The organism is Sphingorhabdus sp., from assembly GCF_044357595.1.
Taxonomy (GTDB): domain Bacteria; phylum Pseudomonadota; class Alphaproteobacteria; order Sphingomonadales; family Sphingomonadaceae; genus Sphingorhabdus_B.
Window position 1 is genome coordinate 1 of the sequence record NZ_JBIKPH010000017.1, and the last position, 25,957, is coordinate 25,957.

22 protein-coding genes, 1 tRNA gene and 1 pseudogene are annotated in these 25,957 nt (G+C 53.3%); 8 read left to right on the plus strand and 16 right to left on the minus strand.

Features of this window, described 5'->3' with window-relative positions; all coding sequences use genetic code 11:
• Together ACIQ2T_RS03645 and ccmA are read right to left on the minus strand one after the other, a co-directional pair.
• A partial coding sequence (locus ACIQ2T_RS03645; RefSeq protein ID WP_397589625.1) for a heme exporter protein CcmB occupies positions 1 to 205 on the minus strand: 205 nt, incomplete at its 3' end.
• Positions 202 to 813 carry a heme ABC exporter ATP-binding protein CcmA gene (ccmA, locus tag ACIQ2T_RS03650; protein WP_397589626.1) on the minus strand — a complete coding sequence of 204 codons (612 nt, stop codon included), beginning with the start codon at positions 811 to 813 and terminating at the stop codon, positions 202 to 204. The genes ACIQ2T_RS03645 and ccmA, both read right to left, overlap by 4 nt.
• A gap of 49 nt (positions 814 to 862) precedes the next feature.
• Here ccmA and ACIQ2T_RS03655 point away from each other — a divergent pair, with 49 nt between their 5' ends.
• Positions 863 to 1,156 carry a 4a-hydroxytetrahydrobiopterin dehydratase gene (locus tag ACIQ2T_RS03655; protein WP_397589627.1) on the plus strand — a complete coding sequence of 98 codons (294 nt, stop codon included), beginning with the start codon at positions 863 to 865 and terminating at the stop codon, positions 1,154 to 1,156.
• On the opposite strand, the gene ACIQ2T_RS03660 is transcribed toward ACIQ2T_RS03655, so the two are convergent.
• From ACIQ2T_RS03660 to rlmB, 3 genes are all read right to left on the minus strand, one after another.
• Positions 1,146 to 1,964 carry an SDR family oxidoreductase gene (locus ACIQ2T_RS03660; protein ID WP_306063631.1) on the minus strand — a complete coding sequence of 273 codons (819 nt, stop codon included), beginning with the start codon at positions 1,962 to 1,964 and terminating at the stop codon, positions 1,146 to 1,148. The two genes, ACIQ2T_RS03655 and ACIQ2T_RS03660, sit on opposite strands and share 11 nt — an antisense overlap.
• A 214-nt stretch (positions 1,965 to 2,178) precedes the next feature.
• Positions 2,179 to 2,802: a DNA-3-methyladenine glycosylase family protein gene (locus ACIQ2T_RS03665; RefSeq protein ID WP_397589628.1), complete on the minus strand. Its 624-nt coding sequence runs from the start codon at positions 2,800 to 2,802 to the stop codon at positions 2,179 to 2,181.
• Positions 2,803 to 2,814: 12 nt separating this feature from the next.
• Positions 2,815 to 3,573: a 23S rRNA (guanosine(2251)-2'-O)-methyltransferase RlmB gene (rlmB, locus tag ACIQ2T_RS03670; RefSeq protein ID WP_397589629.1), complete on the minus strand. Its 759-nt coding sequence runs from the start codon at positions 3,571 to 3,573 to the stop codon at positions 2,815 to 2,817.
• 143 nt (positions 3,574 to 3,716) lie between these two features.
• Here rlmB and ACIQ2T_RS03675 point away from each other — a divergent pair.
• The 6 genes from ACIQ2T_RS03675 (at position 3,717) to ACIQ2T_RS03700 (ending at position 7,931) form a co-directional block, all read left to right on the plus strand.
• Positions 3,717 to 3,802 (plus strand) — tRNA-Tyr (locus ACIQ2T_RS03675).
• A gap of 197 nt (positions 3,803 to 3,999) precedes the next feature.
• On the plus strand, positions 4,000 to 5,235 hold the full coding sequence (locus ACIQ2T_RS03680) for a tyrosine-type recombinase/integrase (protein ID WP_397589630.1): 1,236 nt from the start codon (positions 4,000 to 4,002) through the stop codon (positions 5,233 to 5,235).
• Between the two features lie 113 nt (positions 5,236 to 5,348).
• On the plus strand, positions 5,349 to 6,095 hold the full coding sequence (locus tag ACIQ2T_RS03685) for a hypothetical protein (RefSeq protein WP_397589631.1): 747 nt from the start codon (positions 5,349 to 5,351) through the stop codon (positions 6,093 to 6,095).
• 104 nt (positions 6,096 to 6,199) lie between these two features.
• On the plus strand, positions 6,200 to 6,403 hold the full coding sequence (locus ACIQ2T_RS03690) for a DNA-binding protein (protein ID WP_397589632.1): 204 nt from the start codon (positions 6,200 to 6,202) through the stop codon (positions 6,401 to 6,403).
• A gap of 403 nt (positions 6,404 to 6,806) precedes the next feature.
• Entirely contained in the window at positions 6,807 to 7,040 is a 234-nt protein-coding gene (locus ACIQ2T_RS03695) for a transcriptional coactivator p15/PC4 family protein (RefSeq protein WP_397589633.1), read from the plus strand.
• Positions 7,041 to 7,355: 315 nt separating this feature from the next.
• On the plus strand, positions 7,356 to 7,931 hold the full coding sequence (locus ACIQ2T_RS03700) for a hypothetical protein (protein ID WP_397589634.1): 576 nt from the start codon (positions 7,356 to 7,358) through the stop codon (positions 7,929 to 7,931).
• Between the two features lie 449 nt (positions 7,932 to 8,380).
• Here ACIQ2T_RS03700 and ACIQ2T_RS03705 read toward each other — a convergent pair whose 3' ends face one another.
• From ACIQ2T_RS03705 to ACIQ2T_RS03750, 10 genes and pseudogenes are all read right to left on the minus strand, one after another.
• Complete coding sequence (locus tag ACIQ2T_RS03705) at positions 8,381 to 10,234, minus strand: PLP-dependent aminotransferase family protein (RefSeq protein ID WP_397589635.1); 1,854 nt, start codon at positions 10,232 to 10,234, stop codon at positions 8,381 to 8,383.
• Positions 10,235 to 10,266: 32 nt separating this feature from the next.
• Positions 10,267 to 11,961 (minus strand): amidohydrolase, encoded by a 1,695-nt coding sequence (locus tag ACIQ2T_RS03710; protein ID WP_397589636.1) that lies wholly within the window; start codon positions 11,959 to 11,961, stop codon positions 10,267 to 10,269.
• A complete protein-coding gene (gene gabT, locus ACIQ2T_RS03715) occupies positions 11,958 to 13,256 on the minus strand; it encodes a 4-aminobutyrate--2-oxoglutarate transaminase (RefSeq protein ID WP_397589637.1) in 1,299 nt (432 codons plus the stop codon). Before gabT ends, ACIQ2T_RS03710 begins: the two co-directional genes overlap by 4 nt.
• Before the next feature lie 42 nt (positions 13,257 to 13,298).
• Positions 13,299 to 14,597, minus strand: a complete 1,299-nt coding sequence (locus ACIQ2T_RS03720; RefSeq protein WP_397589638.1) for an NAD-dependent succinate-semialdehyde dehydrogenase — start codon at positions 14,595 to 14,597, stop codon at positions 13,299 to 13,301.
• 106 nt (positions 14,598 to 14,703) lie between these two features.
• Entirely contained in the window at positions 14,704 to 15,897 is a 1,194-nt protein-coding gene (locus tag ACIQ2T_RS03725) for an MFS transporter (protein WP_397589639.1), read from the minus strand.
• Positions 15,898 to 15,911: 14 nt separating this feature from the next.
• Complete coding sequence (locus ACIQ2T_RS03730; RefSeq protein ID WP_397589640.1) at positions 15,912 to 18,065, minus strand: hypothetical protein; 2,154 nt, start codon at positions 18,063 to 18,065, stop codon at positions 15,912 to 15,914.
• The gene (locus ACIQ2T_RS03735; RefSeq protein ID WP_397589641.1) at positions 18,065 to 19,414 is read right to left on the minus strand and encodes a sulfotransferase; all 1,350 of its coding nucleotides are present in this window, start codon (positions 19,412 to 19,414) and stop codon (positions 18,065 to 18,067) included. Before ACIQ2T_RS03735 ends, ACIQ2T_RS03730 begins: the two co-directional genes overlap by 1 nt.
• 45 nt (positions 19,415 to 19,459) lie before the next feature.
• Positions 19,460 to 21,850 (minus strand): TonB-dependent receptor, encoded by a 2,391-nt coding sequence (locus ACIQ2T_RS03740; protein ID WP_397589642.1) that lies wholly within the window; start codon positions 21,848 to 21,850, stop codon positions 19,460 to 19,462.
• The gene (locus tag ACIQ2T_RS03745) at positions 21,850 to 22,767 is read right to left on the minus strand and encodes a carbon-nitrogen hydrolase family protein (protein ID WP_397589643.1); all 918 of its coding nucleotides are present in this window, start codon (positions 22,765 to 22,767) and stop codon (positions 21,850 to 21,852) included. Before ACIQ2T_RS03745 ends, ACIQ2T_RS03740 begins: the two co-directional genes overlap by 1 nt.
• A 176-nt stretch (positions 22,768 to 22,943) precedes the next feature.
• Positions 22,944 to 23,156, minus strand: a pseudogene (locus tag ACIQ2T_RS03750) (transposase); the annotation flags it as partial.
• Here ACIQ2T_RS03750 and ACIQ2T_RS03755 point away from each other — a divergent pair.
• Positions 23,082 to 23,795 carry a sensor histidine kinase gene (locus ACIQ2T_RS03755; protein WP_397589644.1) on the plus strand — a complete coding sequence of 238 codons (714 nt, stop codon included), beginning with the start codon at positions 23,082 to 23,084 and terminating at the stop codon, positions 23,793 to 23,795. The pseudogene ACIQ2T_RS03750 and the gene ACIQ2T_RS03755 overlap by 75 nt on opposite strands.
• 771 nt (positions 23,796 to 24,566) lie before the next feature.
• Here ACIQ2T_RS03755 and ACIQ2T_RS03760 read toward each other — a convergent pair.
• Positions 24,567 to 25,957 (minus strand): FG-GAP repeat domain-containing protein (locus ACIQ2T_RS03760; RefSeq protein WP_397589645.1); only part of this gene is annotated, 1,391 nt, incomplete at its 5' end.

A 25,957-nucleotide genomic window follows, 5' to 3' on the forward strand; every position in this document is an offset into this window, starting at 1 on the left:
GGCGCTCAATGGGCAGAAGCGTCGCCAACAGCGCCGCTATCCACAAGATACCGCCGCCCGTCCGCGCCAGCAGCGCCTTGTCCGGACCGGTGACAAAGGGAAAGAGCGTGGCCACTGCGAGATAGAAGACGATAGGAAGCCACAAGCCACCACCTGTCCAAGCAAGGCGCACCTCGCGGGTGACCAGAGCGATGAAGCTCTTCATGCGGCAACGCCTTGGTTGTCGAGCACAAGGCTAAGCGCAACATTGATGGAGGGCGGTTGATGTGCGGCGACAAGGATAATTCCGCCCGACGCTGCGCGACTGGTAATCGCTTGATCAAGGCGGGCGCAGCTTGCGCTATCGAGGCCATTATAGGGTTCGTCGAGCAACCAGATCTCTGCATTTGATGCCAATACCCGCGCAATGCTTGCACGCTTGCGCTGCCCGGTGGAAAGAAAGCGCACCGGGATTTTAGCTAGGCCTTGTAAATCCATATCTGCCAAGGCTGCGCTGCGTTCCGACGCTGATGCGTCGTCCATGTCTGCCCAAAATTGTAACGCATGCTTAACGGTCACATTCGCATCAAGCGCAAGGCTTTCATCGGCAAGGGCAATGCGTCCTTCGGCTTTCACCGCACCGGACGTAACCGTTAGCAACCCTGCAACAAGACGCAGAAGAGTGGATTTTCCACATCCATTGGCACCCCTTATCCAGATGATGTCACCTGCGCGCGCAGATACCGTCAGGTCACATAATACCAGACGATTACCGCGAATGACCGCGACATTTTCAAGGCTAAGCGACGGCAAGGATGCTTGACGGGATGACATATCGCGACTTAGGCATGAATTCGTTCAATTGCAAAAGCAGGATTATCAGATGCAGGTTTCAAGACTGGATGACACCGCTCGCGATGCAGCGATGCAACAATTGCCGCAATGGACCTATTATGCTGACGCCAAAGGCATCCGCCGTAGCTTGCGCTTTGGCGACTTTGCCGAGGCGTTCGGTTTCATGACACGCGTCGCCATCTTGGCCGAGAAAGCGGACCATCATCCTGAATGGTTCAACGTATACAACCGCGTCGACATTTTGCTGACCACGCATGATGCAGGCGGATTGTCACAACGTGACATTAATCTTGCCACCGCCATTGATGCCATCACGGCTTAAGCTGCACCACATCCCCAAGGCCGCCCAATAGGCCCAATTGCTTGCGTAAGCGGTTGGGGAACCAGCGCGCTGAAAAGGCAAGCTGCTTTGCCATTTTGTTGACTGGCGTGTGCACCTTTTCCCCATGGATCGCTTCCCATGCGGCGGGACCAATGATCGAGACGGGGCTGACCTCGACGCCTGCGGACTGAAGCCTTTCCTTGCCCGTCATATTGCTGCTGGCGTCGACATTACTGATGATGTTGGTGTCGATGAAGCCGGGCATAAGGCTGCGTGACTTGATTCCATATGGACGCCATTCAATATCATGCGCCTCGGCAAGTCCGCGCACCGCGAATTTAGTGGCGCTATAGACGCTTAATCCAGCCGAGCCGTAAATGCCTGCGGCTGAGCTGGTATACAGCACACACGCGTCGGCAGTGTTTTTGAGCAGATCGAAGCACGCGCGCGTGCCGCTGATGACGCCGGTCAGGTTAATCGCGATCATGCGGTCAATATCTTCGTCGGTCATGTCCTGAATGGGACCACCAGCGCCGATTCCGGCATTGTTGAACAACACGGTCATATGGCCATCGGTGTGCTTGGCAAATGCGGCAACGGCCTTTTTCCATTGCGCACGGTCCGCGACATCAAGCCTGTGGCGGGAATATTCGCCCTTTGGTAGCAAGGCTGCGGTGTCATCCAGACCCTTTTCATCAATATCCGCCAGACCCACAAACCAGCCCATATTTGCAAAATAGCGGGCGACTTCGCGGCCAAGGCCAGACGCAGCGCCTGTAATGAATATGCTTTTTTGTGCTGTCGACATGATGATGATTCCTCTCTTACTCACATGGTTGTCAGCGACATCAATTTGCTTGAAACGTCAACTGATTATTGCAGATGTTGCACAGCCTGGACGCACCTTAAGGGCTTGAGGAGTGCTTATAGTTTGATATTGGTTATTGCTGATTATGAAGAATTCAACGAAGTTTTTAGCCGCTGTGTCGACGCAAATCATGCGCCTGAACAAAGACCTAAAGCTAAATCGCTTCGAAGTTCTTGGCGTAAATATGCCAAGTAAAAATCGCTGCAGCCCCGCGATGCGGGCGCCAGCGTTCGGCGATGGCGCGGATTTCCTTTTCGGAAGGCCGTACCGCAAGCTTTAACAAGCGGCCAACGCCTTCCTGAACCGCAAGGTCGCCCGCGGGCCAGATGTCGGCGCGGCCCTCGGCAAACAGCAGATAGATTTCTGCCGACCAGCGGCCAATGCCCTTCACTTGCGTGAGATAGGCAATCGCCTCCTCATCATCGGTGGGCGAGGCGTCGAGCGGCAACGCGCCCGACAGCAACAGTTCCGCCAGCGACCGGGCATAGCCCTGTTTCTGTCGGCTTAGGCCACAGCCGCGCAACGCATCGAAATCCTGCTCCAGCAACCGCTCCGGCGGGCAACCTGCGCCCAGCAAGGCCTCCAACTTGTTCCAGACCGATGCCGCTGACGCGACGCTCACTTGTTGCCCAACTATTGTGCGCAACAATGTGGCATGGCCCGGTGCGCTTATCCGTTCGTCGGGATAGCCTGTTACGGCGAGTGCCGAGGAGATGCCCGGCTCAATAGCTGCCAGCGCGTCAAGTGCGGCATGAAGCTGCTGTGCCGGAATGCCCATTAGCGTGGCCCTTCATCCGCGCCTTACGGTCGCCGCGTACAGCGCAATCGCCGCCGCGTTGGAGACGTTCAGGGATTCCATCTGTCCGCTCATCGGCAATTTTGCCAGCTGGTCACAATGTTCTTGAATATTGTGGCGCATCCCATCGCCTTCGGCGCCCAGTACAAGCGCGTTGCGCCCGGGTGTGAGCGCTTGGTCCAACGTTACCTCCGCATTGCCTGTCAGGCCGATTCTCCAATAGCCAGCCTCGGCAATTTCCTCGAGCGCGCGGGCAAGGTTTACCACACGCACCCACGGCATGACTTCAAGTCCGCCGGACGCTGCTTTGGCTAAGGCGCCTGATTCGGGTGGGGAGTGCCTGTCTTGCGTAACAACTGCAACGGCACCAAAGGCAGCAGCGGTTCGGAAAATCGCGCCGACATTGTGCGGATCAGTCACTTGATCAAGGATCAGTAAAGGCCTGTTGTCGTCATTGGCAACGGCAAGCGCATCCGTCAGCCACACATCCTCAAGCGGCGCAACTTCAAGCACAATGCCCTGATGCGGTGCATCCTTAGGCACAAAGCGCGCCAAATCATTCACCTCGGCATATTGCACGGTCAACCCGTCAGGCACGACGATTTTGCCGATTTCCTCGCGTGTTCCCCATAAATTGATAAGGCGGCGCTCGGGATTATCGAGCGCGGCATAGACGGCATGCCGCCCATAAAATTTGGGATTACCGCTTATGGCGGCTGCACCACGGCGCCGGTGGCTTTTATGAGAAGACATTTCATTTACCTGTTAATTAAAAAGAGGACGTTCTGGCCCCTTTCCCACTTGAGGCATTGACAGGCAAGGGCCCTTTCGCCATTGGGCTGCTTCTTATGCGGGACCGGCCCTCATGCCAACACATGATGCCCCGACGAAGATGTGGACAGGTGGCCGAGTGGTTAAAGGCAGCAGACTGTAAATCTGCCCGGTTTTCCGTACGCTGGTTCGAATCCAGCCCTGTCCACCAATTACCCTTTCAGCATTAACCGCCATTAACCGCTGAAAGACGTGGTTTAGTGCGGTTTAAGTGCCCGTATCGATACGTACCTATTCGCTTGTATTTGCTCATAACCGCGTTAGGGTGTGGGACATATGTGGGACAGGAAATGCCTTGCCCCACATTTTCTATATTCAAATTTGGCCTTAAAAGTGTGGGGCAGGATTATGGGCAAGCTAACAGCAATTTCAGTTAAAGCAGCGATGAAGGTTCCGGGCACGTATCAAGACGGCGATGGGCTGATTTTGAAAGTGCGCGCCGATAAGGAAGGTCGCGCAGCTAGTGCACAATGGACGTTGCGTGTGCAGCGCGATGGAAAGCGCAGCGACATTGGTCTGGGCAGCGCAAAGCTAATCACGCTCGAGACAGCACGAACGGAAGCCCGAAAAGAACGCAACGCGGTAAAGGTGGAGCGGCGCGACATATTAATTGAACGTAAAGACGCCGCAGCCGCGCAGGTGACCTTTCGCGAAGCTGCCAAGCAATACCATGCCGAGAATGAAAAAGGCTGGAAGAGCAAAACCTATGCGCGCCAATGGCTGGCGGCGCTTGAAAACTATGCCTTCCCCAAGTTAGGCGAAAAAACGACGGGGGCGATAGTGGCGGCCGATATCATCACCACGCTTCACCCTATATGGCAGGACATTCCCGAAACCGCGCGTCAGGTGCGCAACCGTATTTGTGTGGTGCTCGATTATGCCCATGCAAAGGGATGGCGCTCCAGTGAAGCGCCATCTGGTAACGGCAGCCTAAAAGCGGGTCGGGGATTGCCAAGGCAGGTGAAGGAACAGGTTCATCGCAAAGCCATGCCCTATGCGGAAATTCCCTCTTTCATTGCTGCCCTTCAAAGGAAACATTCCTATGGGCGGCTGGGGCTCGAATTGCTTATCCTGACAGGTGTGCGTTCGCAGGAAGCAAGGCTGGCAACATGGGATGAATTTGATTTGGAAGCTGGTCTCTGGGCTGTTCCAGCCGACCATATGAAACGGGCAAAGGCGCATATCGTGCCATTATCCCAAGCGGCCGTCTCGGTTTTGCAGCGTGCAGCCGCTTTGCGGCTAGCGGGAAGCGAATATGTGTTTCCGGGCGCAGAAGGTAGGGCAATGTCCGATATGACCCTATTGAAGGTTCTTCGCGACGCCGGTGAGCCATTTCATGTGCACGGCTTTCGTTCTGCCTTTACCGACTGGGCAGCCAATGAAGGGTTCCCAGAAGCCGTTGTTGAAGCGGCGTTGGCGCATAAAACGCCAGACGCGGTGCAAGCCGCCTATCGCCGGACAACATATCTGGGAACACTGGACAAGCCTGGGGATCGAGTTCGTCTTATGGACGCTTGGGGAACCTACTGTGCGAGCGTTTGCCGCGCCGCGCCAATCGTCTCTTTTCGGCTGCACAAAAATTGAAGCGCTGTTTGATAATACAATCATATATTGTGTGTTGATTGGCGAGGCAGCCGACAAAAGCTAATTCCACGTGCTAGCCTGTTTCGTTCACGGAACGTTTGGGAAACATATATATGAATGGAAATGGTGACGTCGAATCCGATTTGGTCGATAGTCTGCATTTAACGGACCGATGGATTGCATCGATTACGTCCGAACGCATCAGTGCAGCTTTAGCGGATTTTGCGCTTCCGTTTGTAGAAGGTTGGGATATCGCCCGGCTTACCCGTGCAATTCAGGATAAGGCTAACCTAAGCCGCGAACGGCGATCAACCGGGCCACTGCGACAAAGTAATTCCGAAGCTCGCTTAGAACTTAGTAGGCTATCGAACCTCGGCAAGAAATTACTCGAAGGCATTGAAGGTCTTGCTAGCACTTCTGAAACAGCCGCGTTTTGGTCGGCCTTCGGATATTTCGAAAGCCATGATGAAATTTCGGCTGAGTCGCCAGCTGAAGGCTATTTTACTTTTGGCCCCGATGATTTTCGTGTCAAGCTGACCACGCCGTTGTTACAATTAACGGAAATTCTTGACCACGCCACGTGGCAGGTGGGAACCGAAACCCAGTCAGCGAAATGGCGGCAAAAAGAATCCCAGGGGTTGCGGGTCCGTTTTGCAATGGGTTTGACGCCTATTTTTGAACAGGCATTCGGCAGGTCAGCGCGAGCGAATAACTGGGCTATCGAGTATGGTGAACAACATCCATGGCCAGATTTTTACCAGCGAATTTATCAAACATTGCACGGAAAAGCTGACGGGTTGAACCTTGGCGAAGTATTGCAGGAAGCCGTGCAAATAGCGAAGGGGGCTATTAGGGAATAAAAAAATTTCAAATAGCTTCCTAGCGCCGCCGAGGCATCGGCCTATCTCTGGAATATTGGGCGGACACTTCGGTCGGTGCAATGCAGTCAAATAAGGATAGACATATGACATTTGAAGAAAAATATCTCCAACCCCGATTGGTTGGCGTGGTTAAGGCGGGGCAGTTACTGGCAATAGGCAGAACAAAAACCTACGAGTTAATTTCCGAAGGTTTTCTTGAAACCCTAACTATCGGAACGCGGCGACTGGTTACGCTCCGCAGCATTGACCGCCTTATCGAGCAAGCAGCGATGGAAGGTGCAGCATGAACTTGACCGACACCCAAATAAGCAAAAAAGCCGGACCCGTTGCAGCGGGTTCCGGCTTTGCTAATGTCACAACGCAAGCGAGCATTGCAACTTATTCATCTTACTCTCAATGCGAACGAATGTGCAAGCCTAAAGCACTATCATTCTATACTCCCACAGGTCGCGTTGCCATTGCTTCAAGAGAGGGCAGCCTCACGTCACCAGCACTAGTGCAGGCGCACACTAAATGCATTACTGCGCTAGAAATGTATAGCTGGGTATACCAGTTGGGTGGTCAGATGCACCGGTTGCGCCACTATTGTTGTCGGGCAATTGAGATACTGCGCGAACCCGATGGCGTTGGGTGGCATGGTCGCTATGTTCTGCAAACGCCTTGCCAAGTCGGCTGGGCAGGGGATGCAGCGTGAGTGCCCGAACTTTGCTATCCTACCCCCACCGGGGCGATACAGTGTTAGTGCAGATTAGCGAGCATGGCGGAAAGACATTTGCCAACTTCCGCAAATGGTATTCTGACGGTAATAGTTTGAAACCTACCCGGCAGGGCGTCACGATACCTCTAGAGGCCCTTCCGGACCTTTATGCGGCACTTGGTGCATATCTAGCCGATATGGCTCCAGCGGGGCTTAAAACGCCTTAAACAGCGTCGCAACTATTGAGGGGGGTGGCAATATTAGTCACCCCCTCTTTTTACTCGCATCAAGCTTGTTCGCAGCCGTCCACTTGAACATGGGAACGCTTGGGGGAGTGAGTTAGCTAAGTCATTGGGATACATAATAAATGACAGAATTTTTTCATCGGCGTCTCGCCACTGGGGGCAACACCCAAAATGCAGGCATTCCAGCCGCTTTCTCGCCTTGGCATGGTCCTTGCCTTTCAAGTTATAGTTATACGTGCGTGCCTACTTAACATGAAGCGGCCGTTATTCAGGCATGGCGGTGCTGGCAATCGAGCGATGGCAACAAGCGATTATCTTACACTTCGACAAGCCCAGGGCCTGATTGCAGCGGCGCAATATGCGCTTCACATTGGCAAACCGCTAACGCGACATTTGACAGTCCGGCTGGAACAGCAAGGTATAATTGATGTTGATGCAGTGAAAGCCATTGGCAGACTTATAACCCTGTTGCGCGACCATGTGAGGAAAACGATCGGCGGCGATATTGCCTATATTTGGACGCGGGAGCATGGCCCAATTATCGGTGGCCATGTGCATATCTTGCTGCACTTACCGGCCGGTTACATGTGGCAAGGGCAACGGGTGCAGAGGTGGATGCAGCTTATATCTGACAGGTCATACCAGGCTGGCACAATCAAAACGACCCGCATTGGCCGGACAGTCAACGCCCATGAAAGCAACCTAGTGCTATATCTGGCAAATCTTGCAGAAGTGGTCGGCTATCTTATCAAAGGCACGGCACCCTATGCGAGCGCTGCGCTCAAACTTGAAAGGGTAAAGGCCCAAGGCCGCGTTATAGGCAAACGTTGCGGCCGGTCGATAAACATCACAGGATACATCGACATTTCATGAATAATTTGTCGACGTTGTAAAAGGGGCGGGGCGGCTGTTTAAAGCTGCCATTCTCTCAACTTCCGTTTCTGGGCCGGGAGTGGTCCGTCTGCTTCTAGGCATAGATCGATGAAAAGCTGCCGTTTAGGCCGGCAAGTACGCCTGGCTGCTCCCGCTAACATTGCTGCCGTTCGTTCGTAACTACTGGCTCCTTAATAGCTGACGTCCGTTCACCCGCTCGAGTTCATGCTGTTGATGGCGACCATTGTGCGGTGTGCTAACTGTCCGGTTTATGGTTCGAGAGGGGGCATTGCAGGCGTCCATCCGGGAAAATCGAGAGCCTGCTCCCACTAAAAACGGCGGACATACGATATATTTTTTAAGCATTTTGTGAAACTTACCGCTAGATCAGCAGCAACACCGTTCTACCGAACAGGATGACTGACCCATCACGCTGTTGCGCTTTAACCTTAGTTATGATTGGGAATGACGACAGAAGCACCTTTGCACGATGCTATTACCGCAGAGTCCACCTGTCGACCGTTGCTATCGAGCCAAAGCAATTGATCACCCTTTATGGCAACACCAAATCCTGCGGGTTCACCGTATGCCCATAGTGTCCACTGGCGAAACCACATATCTCCTTCAATCCACCATCGTCCGGTATCCTGCTCCTCGTTTGCAAATCCGGCACGGCCTTCCAGTGTTCCGTCTTCATGCAATTCCATCGTGCACGGGTCACCATAGACTGTGCGATACGATAGTGTCGCTCCGGATAATCGAGCCGCAATATCCGCACCAGGAATTGGAGTACAGTCAAGCCTCAGCACTGGGCTCTCGGACATCTTACGCATCATTTCGGCAATCAGTGCCACACCCTCACGAATGCGGTCAGTCGGAATTCCGGAGACTCCAAGCCGAAACATATGCAGGGGCGGGTTTGATCCGGCAAAATAGCCAGCCGCTGGTTCAATCAATACACCCTTGCTTTTGAGGGCTTTTGCTAGTCGACGGGCATCTAACGAGGCAGGTCCGCGCACCCAAACTGTGCTGCCGCCAACAGCAGGCGCAATCGCTACCGACTGAGGCAACGGCTCTGCCATTGATTGCGGCATGTAGTGGTTAATCGCGTCACGTAGTGCCAGCAACCGTTCCTCTACCACCCGCAACACGCGTGAATTCATAGCCTCATAGTGCCCAAGTGCAAGAAAATGAGCGGCCGCCCCCTGGGTCATGGAAGACGGTCGATGGGTTGCCAAATCGCGTACCTTGCGCGCCGCACTGATCCATTGTGCCGGACCGCATAATATGCCCAGCTTGATACCTGGTGCGAGTGCTCGCGAAAGGCTGGCCATATAGAACACGTCTTTTGCACCAGACATGGCGCGTATCGCGGGGAGCGGCTTTCCTAGGACAGTTGTCTCGCTATCAAAATCATCCTCTATAATCAAAAGATTGCGTTTAGCCGCAAGCGAGAGCAAGGCCATACGGCGTGTTAGCGACATCGTAACCCCGGTTGGGCGCTGTCGCGAAGGTGTGATGTAAACCCCGTCACAATCGAATAATCGATTGTCTACGACCATACCCTCATCATCCACCGGCTGGTAACTCAATTTAGCGCCTGCCAACTTGAGAGCTTCGCGCGTGTGCGGAAGACCTGGGTCCTCTATTGCAATGCGCCGCAATCGGTTTGAAAGTGTCTTTGCAATAAGAAACAGTGCCTGCTGTTCACTACCTACAATCAAGATTTCGTCGTTAGCAGCGATTATACCCCGGCGTGGCAATATTCGAGCACGGATCTGGTCGATTAGCGCCATGTCGTCCGCATCTTCATCCGTATTAGTCCAATGGGCGATATCCACGGTTCCAAGAGCCAGGCGGCTAGCTTCCCGCCATTCAGATGCAGGAAACATGGACCTATCATAACGCTGGTCAATGAAGGGAAAACGGTATCGCTGCCAATCGGGTGGCAAGCGCCAATGCTCAGGCAGCCCTTCCGGTGATCCAACGCCCGCGCCAAACTCAGCAGGCTTGGAAATTTGGGCGGCACCGAGCACAGGATCTTGCACAATCGAAGCTGACTGACCAAGCATGGTTACGAAAATACCGCTACGCTCTCGCGTCGCAAGATGTCCTTCCGAAACCAGCTCTTGGTAAGCAAGCGCGGCCGTGTTGCGCGAAATACCAAGTTCGAGCGCCAGGCTGCGCGATGAGGGAAGTTTCCATCCCGGAGGAAACGCCCCGGCTGAAATCGCCGCCAAGATCTGTCTGCGAATTTGCTGCTGTAACGAGAGCGGTCCACCACGGTCCAAAGATAAAAGCAAACCGCGATTGCTACCGTGTGATGTGCTCGACATCAGCGGCGATAAGACCCAGATGGACCTTGTTTTGCACGATCAAAAACGATTTTCCCACCGATAAATGTCATATCGACCTTAGCATCCAGGATGTCCTTTGGTGCTACTGCCAACAGATTGCGATCGATAATGATGATATCGGCTGCCATTCCGGGCGCGATTTCACCAACTTCTTTCTCGCGAAAATTCATCCAAGCCCCCCCCGCGGTATACAACCGCAGCGCTAGGGGGACGTCGATTGCTTCGTCTGGGCCGTAAATGGCTCCGGATATACCCGCCCGAGTCACCGCAGCATATACTCCCACTCGCGGGTCAATCGGAATAATGTCTGAGGAAAAAGCCATTTTAATACCGTTCCGAAGCGGCGTTGCTACAGCATTATTGTGTGCGAGAGCATCGTCCGGCAAATATGTACGGTATCTTCCTTCTAGCGAAAAGGTGAAATTGGGCTGCTGGATTATGCCAATTTGTTGACGCGCCATCGTCTTTAACGAGGGGTCATCAGGCAGAACGCTAAAATGATTAACATGATGGCGATGGTTGTCTCTCGGGTTTGCCGTCAGAATGCAATCAAACATTTCCACCGTGCGCTTAATCGCAAGGTCCCCGATTGCATGGTAGCCCAGTTGCCAACCCGCCATATGAGCACGTGCTGAAAATATCTCGAGTGCCTGCAAATCGACTGCCGCCGCTCCATGATAATCGGAATCATTCCGATACCCTTTCGTCGTCCATGCTGCAGGACCGGTAAAGCCACCGTCAACAAAAACTTTGACAGCACCGATCCTCAGAAACTCATTACCGCCTCCGGTAACTGCTCCAAGCGCCGCAAGCTCCGCTATCGCGCCTTGCGGTCCACGATGAACAAGATCAGGATTAATCTGGACAGTTGCGCGAGGCAGCGGTTGCGCGGCGTTCGCATAAAGTGGTCGCCATATTGACCGGTAATCGTCAACTGATGTCGAAGCGTCTGTGACGCTTGTGATCCCCAAGCTAAACAGCGCATTCAGGCGCTTGGCCAGATCGGCTCGTATTTCGGCTGGTTCAGCATCCGGAACGAGGCTGGATACAATGGTACGGTTCTCGCGTATTATCCCGCTCAGTGAACCGTCGGCCATCCTTTCCAGCTGACCGCCCTCTGGGTCTTGACTCGAAGATGTCAATCCTGCGAGCGTCAGTGCCTTTGTATTGGCTACACCACTGTGCCCCCCTTCGCGGTCGAGAAAGACAGGATTGTCGGGCGCCGCGCTATCCAAGTCGATGCGGGTCGGCTTGCGCTTTTCTGCTAACCTATCCTCGGACCAACCATAACCCGTTATCCATTCCCCGGCCGGGAGTTCCGCAATTTTGTTACTGACTCGTGCTTGCAGTTCCGCAATCGATGTGACTTCCGAAAGATCAATGTATCGTTTTGCACGACCTCGGATGTGCGAGTGGGCATCGTTGAAACCCGGCATTGCAAACCGGCCCTTCAGATCAATTGTCTGACGTGCCTTCACTTGCCGTACCAATTGCTCGTCGCCCACCGAAACAATCTTGCCGTCCTTGATTGCCATAGCTTGGTAAATCTTGTTGTTCGCCTGAGCCGAAAAAATCGGCCCTCCGTGAATAACTAAGTCGGCATTCTGACGATGTTGCGAACAACCAGCGATTAGCAGAGCTGCCACAAGCGAAAAGATCGATGCAACCTTCACGCTAACGTCTTAACCGCAACTGTTTCAGCCAATGATTCAGCTATTATCTCGAGAGCCTCATCAAGCAACGCCTCCTCTATAGTCAGCGGGGGCAGGAAACGGATGACGTTGCCGCGCACCCCGCATTGGAGTAGCAATAGGCCCCGTTCCCGAGCTGCCGCCACCAGTGCTGATGTGCGCGCTGGGTCTGGTCGGCCCGGGTCGCCGTCCATTACCAGTTCGATCGCGCTGATTGCGCCCAGCGCCCTGATATCGCCAATGCCATTGTCATGAAGCGCGAGCACAGCCATTCGGTCGGCGATACGTTCGCCGATCCAGCTGGCTCGCGCGCATAGCGATTCACGCTCGATAATGTCCAAAACAGAAAGGGCTGCCGCGCAGGCAACCGGCGATCCTCCAAAGGTGCCGCCAAGTCCCCCGGGGTGAGGCGCATCCATTATCTCGGCCTTGCCGACCACAGCCGAGAGCGGAAAACCGTTCGCAATTGATTTGGCAACTGTCATTAGATCAGGTTCGACCCCGAAATGCTCGGTCGCGAACATGCGTCCGGAACGGGCAAAGCCGGTTTGTACTTCATCGATGATGAGTAATATGCCGTGACTATCGCACATTGAACGCAACGCTCGCATGAAGCTTGCACTGACTGGGTAAAAGCCACCTTCACCCTGCACAGGTTCTAACAAGATGGCGCCCACCCGAGAAGGATCCACATCGGCACGGAACAGCATTTCGATTGCGGCCAAGCTGTCATCTTCGCTTACGCCTAGATATGGTGTTGGGAATGGAACATGGTAGATATCAGCTGGAAAGGGACCGAACCCGATCTTATAAGGCACTACTTTTCCAGTAAGCGCCATACCCATCATGGTACGTCCGTGAAACCCGCCTGAAAAGGCAATGACACCGGGCCGCCCGGTTGCCGCACGTGCAATCTTGACCGCGTTTTCTACAGCTTCCGCACCCGTCGAAAAGAATATCGTCTTTTTTTGCGACATGCCAGGAGCAAGGTCATTCAAACGTTCAGCCAAAGCAACATAAGCCTCGTAAGGAGTAACCTGAAAACACACATGACTAAATTGTTGTGCCTGCTGAATTGCAGCGGCAACAACTTCCGGGTGGGCATGCCCCAAATTAGTAACAGCAATTCCCGAGGCAAAATCAATGAATCGTCGACCGTCAACATCCCAGATTTCTGCATTTTTCGCACGCTCTGCGAAAACTCCCGGATGGGATGTACCTAGGCCACGCGGAACCGCAGCGTCCCGTCTACGCTTCAATGTCTCATTGTTGGTCATACAGGTTCTCCGTTGGCAGCGAGGCCGCCCATAAGCAGATATTTAATGTCGAGATATTCGTTCAGTCCGTGGGATGAACCCTCCCGCAGACTGTTTCACGCCCCCAAACGGCGCTACCTCAGTGGACAAAATGCCTTCGTTGATCGCTACCATGCCATATTCTAGCGCTTCCCCGACGCGCCATGAACGCGCCAAATTGGTTGTGTAAAAATAGGCGGCTAGCCCGAACGGCGTCCCATTGGCGAGCCTGATGGCATCCTCCTCGGTATCGAAGCGAAGAATCGATGCAACCGGTCCGAAAGTTTCTTCCGACCAGAGCGGCATAGCCGGAGTGACCCTTGTCACTATAGTAGGCTGATAAAATAGCTGGCCGAGCGAGTGCTGTCTGCCACCAAGCACCACACTCGCACCCGCTTCTCTGGACGCTTCTATGAGCTTGTTAATCTTTTCAACCGCGCGCAGGTTTATGAGAGGTCCGACGGTCGTTTCGGGATTAGCACCATTTCCTACCCTTAGTTCCCGGGTGCGATCGATCAGTCGTTCAACGAACCGGTCATGAATACCCGATTGTACAAGAAAACGATTGGCGCAGACACAGGTTTGGCCCGCATTGCGATATTTGGACGACATAGCGCCAGCGACCGCCGCGTCGAGATCACAGTCGTCAAAAACTATAAAGGGCGCGTTACCGCCAAGTTCCATCGACACGCGCTTGACGGTCGTTGCTGCACGCGCCAGCAATTTACGCCCCGTCTCTGTAGATCCGGTGAAGGAAATTTTGCGGACTTCAGGGCTATCGAGTAAGCGGTCTCCCACGAGAGCAGCGCGCGCAGTCGGCACCACGTTGAACACACCGTCGGGAATGCCGGCTTGCCGGGCAAGTTCAGCAAGCGCAAGCGCTGATAATGGAGTGTCCTCGGCGGGCTTCAGTATCAAGGTGCAGCCGGCAGCCAACGCGGGCGCAACCTTGCGTGTCACCATTGCCACAGGGAAATTCCAAGGCGTTATCGCCGCCACGACACCCACTGGATGCCTCAGTGTCAAGATGCGTGTGGTGGGCCACGGTGAGGGAATTACCTCGCCGTAAGCACGGCGCGCTTCTTCTGCAAACCAGCTGACAAAGCTTGCGCCATAACGAACCTCTCCGGCTGCCTCCGCCAATGGTTTACCCATTTCTGAGGTGATCAATGCGGCGAGAGCATCAACATTTTCCAAAATTAAGTGGTTCCAGCGGTGCAGTAGTGATGCCCGATCCGCCGCAGTGCGCGAACGCCACGCCGGCAGCGCGTCCGATGCCGCCGCAATCGCAGTGTCGGCTTCCACTTCGCCACAATCGGCCACATCGTCGATTTTTCGCCATCGCTCGGGTTGAGCACTTCGAAACGTCTGCCGTCGGAGGCATCCAACCACCGGCCACCAATCATGGCTCTGGGTTCATACAATATGGTCATGCCGTTACTTTACCTTGTGGAAGAAGCTCAGAAGGCCGTCGCGCGCTGCGATCAAGCATGATTGCCGGAGGCAGCATCAACAACATCGCCAACACCAGCGCTGCGAGGGCGGTGTTGATCAATTCGGCGAATCCTGCCCCTCCACCCAGCATCATCGATGCAACGAGGGGGCCCGATGCCAGCCCCAATTTAGAAATGACGCTTGCAGCAGCAGCGGTTCGCCCGGTTCCGTCAAATTCAGCGGTCATTCCGAAAAGATATGGCACTACCAGCCCCCAGGTGATCCCCGTTGCGCAGTTGGCCAGCAAATAGACCTCGCCAAATTGCGACCAATGAAACAGTGCGTTTCCGCCCAGTGTCAGGAGCATTCCTGCCAAAAGCAGTGGAAATCGCCCAAACCGACGGCCGAGAACCATTACCAACAATGGTCCGGCCAGAGCGACCCATGTTGCAAGACCCAGAGCGCCGCTGGTCATGTCGCGCGAGAGCCCCGATTCGGTCCCCAGTCGGAATATATAAGCAAGCAGACCCATATTCGCCGCCTGAAACAGGAATAAGGCGCTTATGGCTAGTACCAGTGGTGTCCATTGCACGGTGCCAGCCTTCTTAATCGGCGCAGCAACAGAACGTGGCGGATAATCTGGCAGAAATGGCATCATACACAATGTAACGAGGCTGAACAATGCTAGCGATAGAAACAGCGGCGCCACACCGTACAGCGGCACAAGGCGCGGGAGAAACATGACACCAAGGCCGCCAAGACCAAACTGAACAAAAAGCAGCATCCCGAAACTTCGATCGGGATTGGCGGTGCGTCCGATGACACCCATGCCGGTGCCGATCAACAATCCACCGACCAGACCGTGTAATGTTCGAATACCGATCATAGTCATCGGTGTAGTGCTCAGGATGGACAAAAGGTCGATCGCTACAAGAATGACCAAGCATAGAATTGATGTCTTTCTCCAGTCAAATCGTGCGATAGTGAAAATCGAAACAGCCGCACCAAAAGCAGCGCCATAGGTATTCACCGCCGCAACCTGTCCTGCTTGCGCGTCAGTAAACGCCAGGCCGCTGACCAAACCATCGACAATTGCAGCCATTATGTTGACGTAGAACAGACCTGCAGTTGCCAGAAAGGCGAGAAAGGCTGCGGCTGCGAGTCCTTCGGGATCAACCTTCCGCTGCATGATCGGGGCGGTCCTCATTTGCCACACATCGGCGTGATTGCGTTTGCGCCCAAGGCGGCTTGCCGCCAAGCATATTCATGGCCGTCGCTAAAATAATAATAAATCACACCATTTGGAAACATGGCAATGCTGATACCGCCAAAGCCTGGCAGGAATGGTACCCAGACGGCTGATGGGCAGTTGATCGCACGAGATATGTTCCATCCCCAAAATCCGTTTTTATACCGCTGATCGGGAGAGCCGGCTTCGGCGCCGCGATTGGCAGGATTGCGCTGCAACGCAGCTGCAAGCATTTTAGGATCGACAACAGCTTTGCCATTTTCCAAAGCGCCCCCGGCCACAAATTGAGCAAATCGAACCGCGTCATCGCGATGCATCGTTAGCCCCCAACCGACAAACGGCTGCCGAGCGTTGTCATAGCTGCGCTTTGTATCGTCTAGAACAGGGCTAAGGCCAATTTTTCGCCAGATGGGATCGACAATCAACTCGCTGTAAATATCGGCTTCGGTACCCTTCCGCCTTTTCAAGATATTCTGCATCGCCACACCAAGCAGATAGGTGTCGATGGTATGGTATACCCATTGTGTCCCGGGCACCGCTTGCCGGGGGAACATCGCGCAAGCCAGACGCGCCCGTTCGTCCCGGCTGTCCGCGGCAAAGAATTCTGGCATCTTCTCTCCACTTTCGTCAAGATCATAACCGAGCTTGTCATAATTACCGGTGGTCATGTTAAGCGCCTGTGACAGGGTGACATCCGTCCATTTCGATCCTCCGCACCAGCGCACATTTGAACCGATAAACTCCTCGCTTGATCCAGGGTAAAGCAATTCCAGCCGCATTAGTCCCAAACCGCCAACCATTGATTTGGCCAAGGAATAAGATGGCAGCGCCAGGACATCGCAGAATGGATAGGCACCGTAACGCGTCATGCATTCGCCGACCCAGTGTATTCCCCCGGCAAACACCCCAAAGGCGGTCATGTTTGCTGGATTTATTTCGCTAGCCGATCCAAACTGCATGGGCGACACACCGGGGAATATGCTGCCAATTTCTGCTATAGGTCGGGTCGGGACACGGCTTGCGACTTCTACCCGGTGGGCCTTTACCAGCAGGTCGCCGTGTTTAAGAGGCTCGGTGTTTAAATCGACCGTTGCCATCCCCCACATATCCAACTTCAGATACGCACATGTTTCGCCAACCACTTCCCAAGCTGCGCGCGAAGTCGAGCCATCGGCTCTGTAAAGAAAGGTGAGCATTCCGTTATGGGTGCAGTTGGCATTGCGTTCTTGCAAGGCGAATGGGATGGCAGCACGGCTCCACCCAGCATCATCAGGCTCGGTCCAGCTTGTGCCTGGACTTATAATCCATTCCCAGTCTTGATGATCGGACTTGATCGGACTGCGGAATGCCGGGATCAGCGTTGCACCATCAGAAATCATGCCAATTTCGACCAAAGGGGGCTTGACGAGATTGGGACTTTTAGGCGCGTAATTAGCCCGATCGACCAGAACGTGTGATCCACCGCTGCCGCCTATTGGCGTAATTTTTATCGTACCATTCAGCGACGCGCCCGAGGCAACCCTTGCAGGAGGAGCAAAAACACTCAGGTCGCGCGGCGAATTCAACTTATCGTTTCCCAGCAGAAAGGCTGGTGAAAACGGCGTACGAGTTTCTGCGTTTTCTGCTCGGCCATCAGCAAGTATGGTATCGAACCAGCAGGCGGCATCGGTGTTGTTAAGTTCGGCGCGTAATCGGATATAAGCCGGATCGGCTCCTGCGAGCGCTGGCACGATTGCGCGCCGATTGTAAAACGTTACGGCATCGTCTTGACCCTTTTCGATTCTGCCTATTTCAAACCAGTTGAGACCTTTGTCCGCGCTCGCTTCGACCAAACAGGCATCGCGTGGGCCAAGCCCTTGCGCCGCGATTTGCGCTGATACCGCAATGTTCACTTTGTCCGTGCCGCGAAACGCAGTGAGCGCCTCTGCACGCGATTGCAGACGAAGCGAGTAATTGCTCTGATATTGAGTCACTCGGACGTCGCCAGACCCTCGTGCTATCCATCCGGCAGCAGTGCCGGACTGGAAATCCGCCAGCAGGATTTGCTCTGCCGATGCAGGCGCAGTTGGCAGCAAGAATACTAAAAACCCTATTACAATGCGAAACATCAAGTTCCTCCGGTTTCCAGCGAAATGTTCGCAGCGGTCAACGCCGCTGCGAGCGGAGCGAGGTGCTGTTCATATTTGCGCCATAAGCCGACCGAGCGATCATGAATGGGCGCGCGAACTTGCACGGCGCTGGCGGTGGCAACCGGGGACACGTTATGATGAGGGCTCAAGCAAGCTTCGTCCCACCTGATTCCCAGTTCATTTAGCATGCGTCGCGTTTCATCTTCGGGGTTACGCACAAGCCGTTCGTAATCAATCTCGACCATTCGAGTCGGCAAGGCATGCCGCCAGTGCGCCATTAAATCAGCGTATGCGATGCGATATGCAGCAAGGTCAGTTAGAGAATAGCTGAAAGGATACCCCATGCGAAACAGCGATTTGAACATCGCGTAACTGCTGTCCATAGCCCCGCGTCTGACATGGACGATGCGAGCGTTGGGTAGCGCAAGTGCGATCAGGCCAATGTAAAGAAAATTCAGCGGCGCCTTGTCGATAACAAAACCTGGCGCGACGGAAAGTCCGTTGATCCGACGCAGATATTCACTGCCAAGGTGCGCATGGTCCATTTGCGCACTTTTGTTGATAAGCGACGTTTTATCCGAAACATCCGAATTGGTTTGCATCAACGCAAGCGGAAAATCCTGAAGTTCCCCGAGGCTTGTAATATCGGCATGTGATGCAAGTATCCGATCAACCAACGTCGTTCCACTGCGCGGCAGGCCCAATACAAAAATAGGCCCTTTCTCGTCAACGGCTAACGGCGTTTTCGCAAGACGTTTGACACAAAACGCATCGGCTATCGCAGCCATTGTGCGAACATCCGCATCGACCTTGTACGCCATTCGCGATCGGCGGATTTGGGCTGCGTTTGCCAGATGGGTGAAAGCCGCATCAAACTCACCCAGATCTTCTAATTCCTTTGCGAGCGCATATCCCAGCGCAACGGCCGCGTCCGGGTTGTTCCCTGCTGCGCGCAGAGCTTGCTGGATAGCTGAAACGTGATTCCGTTCCGGAGTAGCGGTACGAAGAGTGGACCGATTTGTCCATGCATCCCAATCGCGGGGAGACTCTGCAATCACCCGACTGTAAAGAGTGTCGGCTTCATCGATGTCCCCCGTCGCAACCAGAACAGAAGCTAATGCATAAGCTGCCCGGGTAGAATTCGGTGCCGCCTTCAGGGCCGCTCGACATGCCCGTTCCGCGAGCACGTGCTGGCCGAGATGAGTCCTACACTCGCCAATCCCCAGCATCGCCTCCTCGTCGGTGTAATGTTCAGCCTCTATACGTTCGATAGCTTCGTTTGCGGCGAGATATTGCCCGGCCTGCATCGCCAAGCGGACAGTCGTCATTTCAGACTTCCAGCCTGACTGCGAAGATGGCCGGGCAACCATTGGCTAGAAGCTGAACTGTCCGGCTATTCCGATCGTCCTCGGTAACGTGATAAAGGTCCGCGCGTTGCTGCCATAAAATTGCGCAACCGCATTCGGCCCGAATGCGTCGCCAGTAAATGCGCCCGTCACCCCTTTGTTATCGAACACGTTCTTCACAAACAGAGAAACACTCCATTGTCCCGATGCCAATGTCGTGGTCAGGTCCCAAACTGAAAATGATCCAAATTTACGGGAATCACTCACTGTCTGGTCGAGCACATTTTGCGTCGACGATTGATAAAATCCGTCTATGCGAAAGATGCTTGATAATTTGTCATTGATAGGAACGGTGTAGTCGGCGGCGACCGAGACCGCATGTTTGGGAATCCCGGGTAGTGGTGAGCCTGGCGTTGCGATGACATTGCCGAGCGGATCGATAAATGATTGCCGCACTTGCGCATCCACATAAGCATATCCCAGAGCGTAGCCGAGGTTCGGCCCAACTCGGCCCGAAATTTGCGCCTCCAGGCCTCGCGTGCGAGCGCGGTCACCATTAAGCACCACGAAATATGAACCGACCGGGGCAGATGTGTTGAACTGCGGATCGCGCCAGTCAATATTGTAAAGACTAAAGTCGTACTGCATCCCATTCAAAATGCGACCCTTGACGCCTAATTCGTAGTTGGTGACGCTGTCGGGCTGATAGTTTAAGAATGCAGGATTATTAGCGAAACGCCCAATGATCGGCACGCCATTATTGCCGCCGCGGCGATACCCTTCGGAGACCGTTGCATAGAGCAAGTCGTCATCGCCATATTCGAACGAAGCATTAATCTTGAATAATACGTCACTGTCCTTGCTGCGAAACGGCGTCTCTACAGATCCCGCGATACTATTATAAGCTCCCGTGCGAACGAACGTCGTCACATTCGATGTGTTATCGAAATAGCGAAGGCCTCCGGTCAAGTGCAGCCTGTCGGTGATGTTAAATGTCAATTCGCCGAATAGAGCGAAGTCTTTGAACTTGTCTGTACGACGATATGTGAAGATGTTGTCGGTGCCTACGAACGCGCCTGTGCCAAAAAATGCTGCGGCATAATTTTGAAAGCCAACCAGATCGCTTACTTGGCTCGAGCGACGCGTCTGGTTCTGATAATAAGCTCCCAACACCCAGTCGAAACGTTTAGTCCCTGTAGAAACCAGCCGCACCTCCTGAACGAATGCCTCATCTCCGAAGGTACGTTCGGCCGTGTACAGCGGTCGTGGGTAGAAATAGTAGAAATTGGCAAACGCGTTTGCGTAAAAGCCAGTATTGTCGCTCTGGCTGCTACCTGAGTTCTCATAGAATGAGGTGGCGGAAGTCAACGTCGCAAAGCCAAGGTCTAGGCTGGCTTCAAGAGAACCGAGGTGCAACTCACGATCTGCTGGCTCCAGAATAACTGCGCCATTATCGAATTCGCCATATGCCCGGCCGGTACCGTCAAGTCCTCCCGAAGGTTGGCGACGCCCACCTGATTTATCATTCTGATAAATATAGCTCAGGGTGGCATCAAAGGCTTCGCTAGGAGCAAATCGCAACGCGGCGCGCGCATACCAGCTACCATATGTATCGGCATCTTTCTTGCTGGTGTACCGGGTTGAGTTGGGCCCGGTGGTAAAAATTGTGCCTGCCTGCACAGGCACACCTTCGGGGGTCAATTCGTACAAATTGGTGTAATCGGTAATCCCTGGATAATCTTGTCGCTGCACATTTATCCGTAAAGCAAGGCTGTCACCCACTGGGAAATTAGCGATGCCTGTTATCTGATGCCCGATAGAACCTGAACCGCGGACATTTGTTATCGATCCGGCAACTCGTCCCTCTAGCCTCCCAAGCTTCGGTTCTTGTAAAATGTATTTGACCGTACCGCCCAGTGCACCCGAACCATATAGGGTTCCTTGCGGCCCACGGAGCACCTCAACCCTATTAATATCCACGAGCGCCAAGTTTGCATAAACGGGAGTTTCGTTGACGTAGGTTGATACTGTTGCAACCGATGCAACCGCATAATCGCCAAAATTTGCATCGTCGACATTAAGGCCGCGAATGCGGATGCTATTGAACTGTGCACCGTTTCGAGGCCCTTGATCAATCGCGGTGGCCCCGGGAATTGATCGAAATAGTTCGGCATTGTCTAGCGTCTGGGCCGCCTCGATGGAGTCACCGCCGATGACACTGATGTTGTACGGAACGTCCAGCACGCTCTGCTCGCGACGGTTTGCGGTTACGATGATTTCAGAGCCCTCCGTGACAACCGGGCTTTGCGCGTCATCGATTTTAGTTTGGGCAAACGCGGCGGGCGTTATCCCGATAGGAAGACATGCCAGCGCAGCAAATCCGGCCGAGGCTGTTAGTCGGTATTTTAATTTAGTCATCATATTCCCCTTTTGCTGGGATCAGGCATTAAGCCGTGATCCATTCCCATGCCCTCACACGCGACGTCGTACTGTCCTGGCTTCTTTAATGGCCCAAGTTGCTGCATTGTAGGAGTGTGCCGCCCATTCTTTGAAAGTAGCGGGAAATCGACCGCGCTATCGCGGAAACTCTTCATGGTTTGGCCCAGTCCGTGCCAACCTCGCTCACGGGCGCGTCGCACCTCGTTCAAATCGAATTCGAACGCCAACACATCATACGCGTCACCGGCTTGGTAGATTACGGTTCCACCCGGTCCATATGCGCCCGAACGGCCGTTTCCGATCCGGCCCGCACCGTTGATGTCAAGGAAAAAGCATTGATGCACTGCGGCGCTGGCGCGTGCAATCGACGTTTCAACATCGCGATCAACCGTGTTCGTTAAGCTGGGATGAAGGATCAATTCGGCGCCCATCAACGTGAGTGTACGGAGCGTTTCTGGAAACCACATGTCGTAGCAGTTGGATATCCCAATCCGCCCTATTCCAGGCATGTCGAATACCACCGGTTCATTACCTGGAGTGACGCCAACTTCATATGGAAGAAACGGGAACATCTTTGCATAACGGGCAATAATCTGCCCGTGATTGTCAATTACTGGGCTTACATTGCGGATCTGATCACCCCTTCGCTGAAAAATTGATCCTGGCACGAGCCACATGTCCAGCTCTTTAGCCAAGTCAACAAAGCGACGCTCCGTCGGACCGCTCTCTTCCTCGGCATTTGCCAGATCGACGCCGTGTGCAGATAATTCAGGTAAAACTGCCAACCTGACCCAACTAAACCGTCGTTTCAGCATGCGAAGTTCGGCTTCAATTGCAGGCATGTTCCCGCTAGCAGCAAGTTCCAATTGTAATCCAGCCACGCCTAAAACCGACATACTTACCTCACCTTGTGTTGTCCTAGACTAATAGATCGTCAAAACTGCGATAGGGCCAGATTGGATTCGTTATGGGGCCAGAATCTATTGCTCATTTATTGGCAATGGCTCTTCAATTGACGGGTAGGATCAGCGGCAAAATTGACCGGCCCCCATTGAGTGGTCCGGTTTGATTGTTAGTGCATGATTGCCTCCTTGGCCAGTGTTGACCGTAGGTGGAGCGAAGCGGAACCGGAGGACGGCACTGGCCAAGGGACGGTCTGTGGTGCGGGTGGGCGATAACCAAGCGAGCTATGTGGTCTGACAGTATTGTAATGCCGCCGCCATGCTTCGATCAGGATTTGGGCTTCGGCAAGGCTGTAGAAGATTTCGCCATTAAGCAACTCGTCACCCATGAAGTGCGGCAACCGCTGAACACGGCTCAGGCAGCATTGCAAAGTCTTGCTGCCGATGTTGCAGCAATTGGGTCCACTGGTTCGAATGTAGGTCTAAAGTTGAACAATGCACTCACGGTTTTGAATGCCATCACGGCCTCTATCTCTAACTCGATTCTTGGCGCCACTCTGATTTCAAATAGTCGGAAGGCTGAGCGTAAACTAGTCGATATTTGCGATGTGTCGCAACTTGCTTATCTGGATATCAACCTATCAAGCCAGTCCCGTATCGATGTGCAATTTGACCAGGCACATATATATGCCGACGCTGACCCTATTGTTTTACGTTTGGCTCTCCGCAATTTGTTAGAGAACGCGGTCAAATACTCGCCGGCCGACACACGTATTGTTTTCAAAGTTGCAATTGATGAGGACAGTCTCAGCATACAATTTTCTGTCACAAACAATATTATCGACTTATCCATGTTGAATGGCGATCTATTTGCACGAAATAAGCGCGGTGCAGATAGCCGCTACGGCGGGGACGGACTTGGCCTCTTTATCGTCAATGAGGTTGCCAAAATGCACGAAGGCTCATTGCGCTACGATATTGCCAGGAACGATGTGACGTTCCTCCTTAAAATTCCTGCTTAGACAAGTTCTCCGCCTCTATATGTTTAGATTGGAAGCCAGTGGCAATGATGGCGTTATCCCAAGCCATTTATATGATCTGATGGCTGCTTACGGGCAACGAAACTTAACGATCTAATGACCGATTATGGGCGCAAAGCTACCGCTATCCAAGCAGGACGAATGCCTGCTTCTAGCTTTTTTTGGGGTTGAACGAAGCTTTTATTATAATGAACAGCTGTAAGGTTATTGTAAGGGCCGAGATGGTTCAAAGACCGTAAGTTTACCGTAACGTTTACAGCAGTATGGCAGATAGGCACGCGAGATAGGGGGGTAAGGCGATCCCTAGTCTAAACCTTATGGGGGACCGATGGGTATCCGCAGTAGTATCGCTAACCCAGTTTTTCGCCCGCGCGCGCGAAGGGCTGAGGTAAATGCGCGCGTGGGGTCCGCAAAATACAACTTAAGGTTCCGAAAGTTTGAGCCGGACAGTGCGGGCCTTCGCTAAAATAGAAAAATAGACACATCGGCCGCCTTAAAAACGCAGAGAACAAGTTGACGCGTTGCAAAAGTGTGGGGTAAAATGTGGGCCATGTATTTTGTTCAAGTAAAATAATAATAAAAAACAAATTGATAATTTATAGGTTCTATTCAAGCCCTGCCACCAATTACGCTCTTATTCCACTTCAGCACCAATGTATTAGATTACTGCTGTTTGTTTGCATCAGGACATCCGAGTGCTCCCGCCGTGGGGCTTTAATCCCCTGACAACAGCCACCGGAGCCGTAACAGTCACTATGACTTTTGAAAGTCCAGTTCGTAAACGGTTATGGCGAAGGTGTTTTCGGTACTCGAACCACCTGTGTATTCGAAATATGACAGCTCCTGTTTGCCGTCTGCGTTAAAGTCGTCAACGGCAACCAATCGACCGACAGCGTTGTTGCGCAGTGTTGTGGTCAGGTTGGTGAATTGCCCTGCGCCCTTGTTAAAATAGACCATCAGGCGCCCGTCATTAAGGCCGTGCAAGATGTCGACCAGCCCATCTTTGTCAAGATCACGCATGAAGACATCAGATGACCACTCCAACCGCTTGGCCATTATGTAGCTCTGGTCTTGGGGAAGTGCAGTTTCCGTGGTGTCCGTGAACTTTCCGCCGTCGTTGCGTAAAATTTGGATATAATTCCCGCCATAATAAGGTACGTATCGCGAGTATAATATGACCAGATCTTGGTCGCCATCATTGTCAATGTCGGTGTTTTTTGTCGCCATATGCAAGCTGGTGTTAATGCCATACACGCTTGGGGGCAGAGCAATCCGGTCTTCAAAACTGAATTGACCGTTCCGGTTTATGAACAAAAAGCTCGGCGTGGAGCCATGGCCGAAACCAGCAATCAGATCAGCGTATTTGTCTCCATTAACGTCGGCAAAATGCAGATCAAGCAGTAAGTTGTTGTTCTCATTGCCCTCAGAATTCGGGTTTATTAAAGGCATAGACAGCAGGGATGCAGGAAAATTGTTGCTAGACGTAGTAAACTGGCCACTGGGCGTTTGCAGCAAGATAGTAGGCGGGAAACCTCCCCATGGGTTCCAATTTCCTATCAATATGTCGTCAAGACCATCGCCATTTATGTCACCTGTTGCCATCGAGTGGGCGTCGGTAGCGTTGTCTGGCAAGCCTTGCTTGGTTGTGATCCGCGGGAGGGCGTCCAATAGCGTCGTTACTGCACCAGCCCTTTGCCCAAGCAGAATTGCGGAACCGTGGGCCTTTGGATCTCCATAAACGCCGGATACATTGTGGGCGACAAAAAAGGCAGCGTTTTTGCCACCTACCGATAAGACTGCGGCCCGTCTTGCGCCGAAGACAGAAGGCATGGCTGCATTATGCGCCGCGTTATACATTAACCGTCCGTTTGCATTTGATAGAAGTAGATAGGGCATGGCGGCATATGCAGGTGTCCCGTACGCCTTATTGAGCGGCACTACGACCTCGGGATAATTATCACGCTGGAAATCTACGCTGATACTTCCTTGCGGGAATATGCCAGCCAGTCCGCCTGAATAAACCACGCCTGCATATGTGTATTCTGGAACCACATCGCGGTTTGAAAAGCGATGTGCCTCATACGCAAATTTGAGCGCAACAAATGGTGCAGGGGCAGGACTTGGCGTCGGGGCCGCAGTAGGAG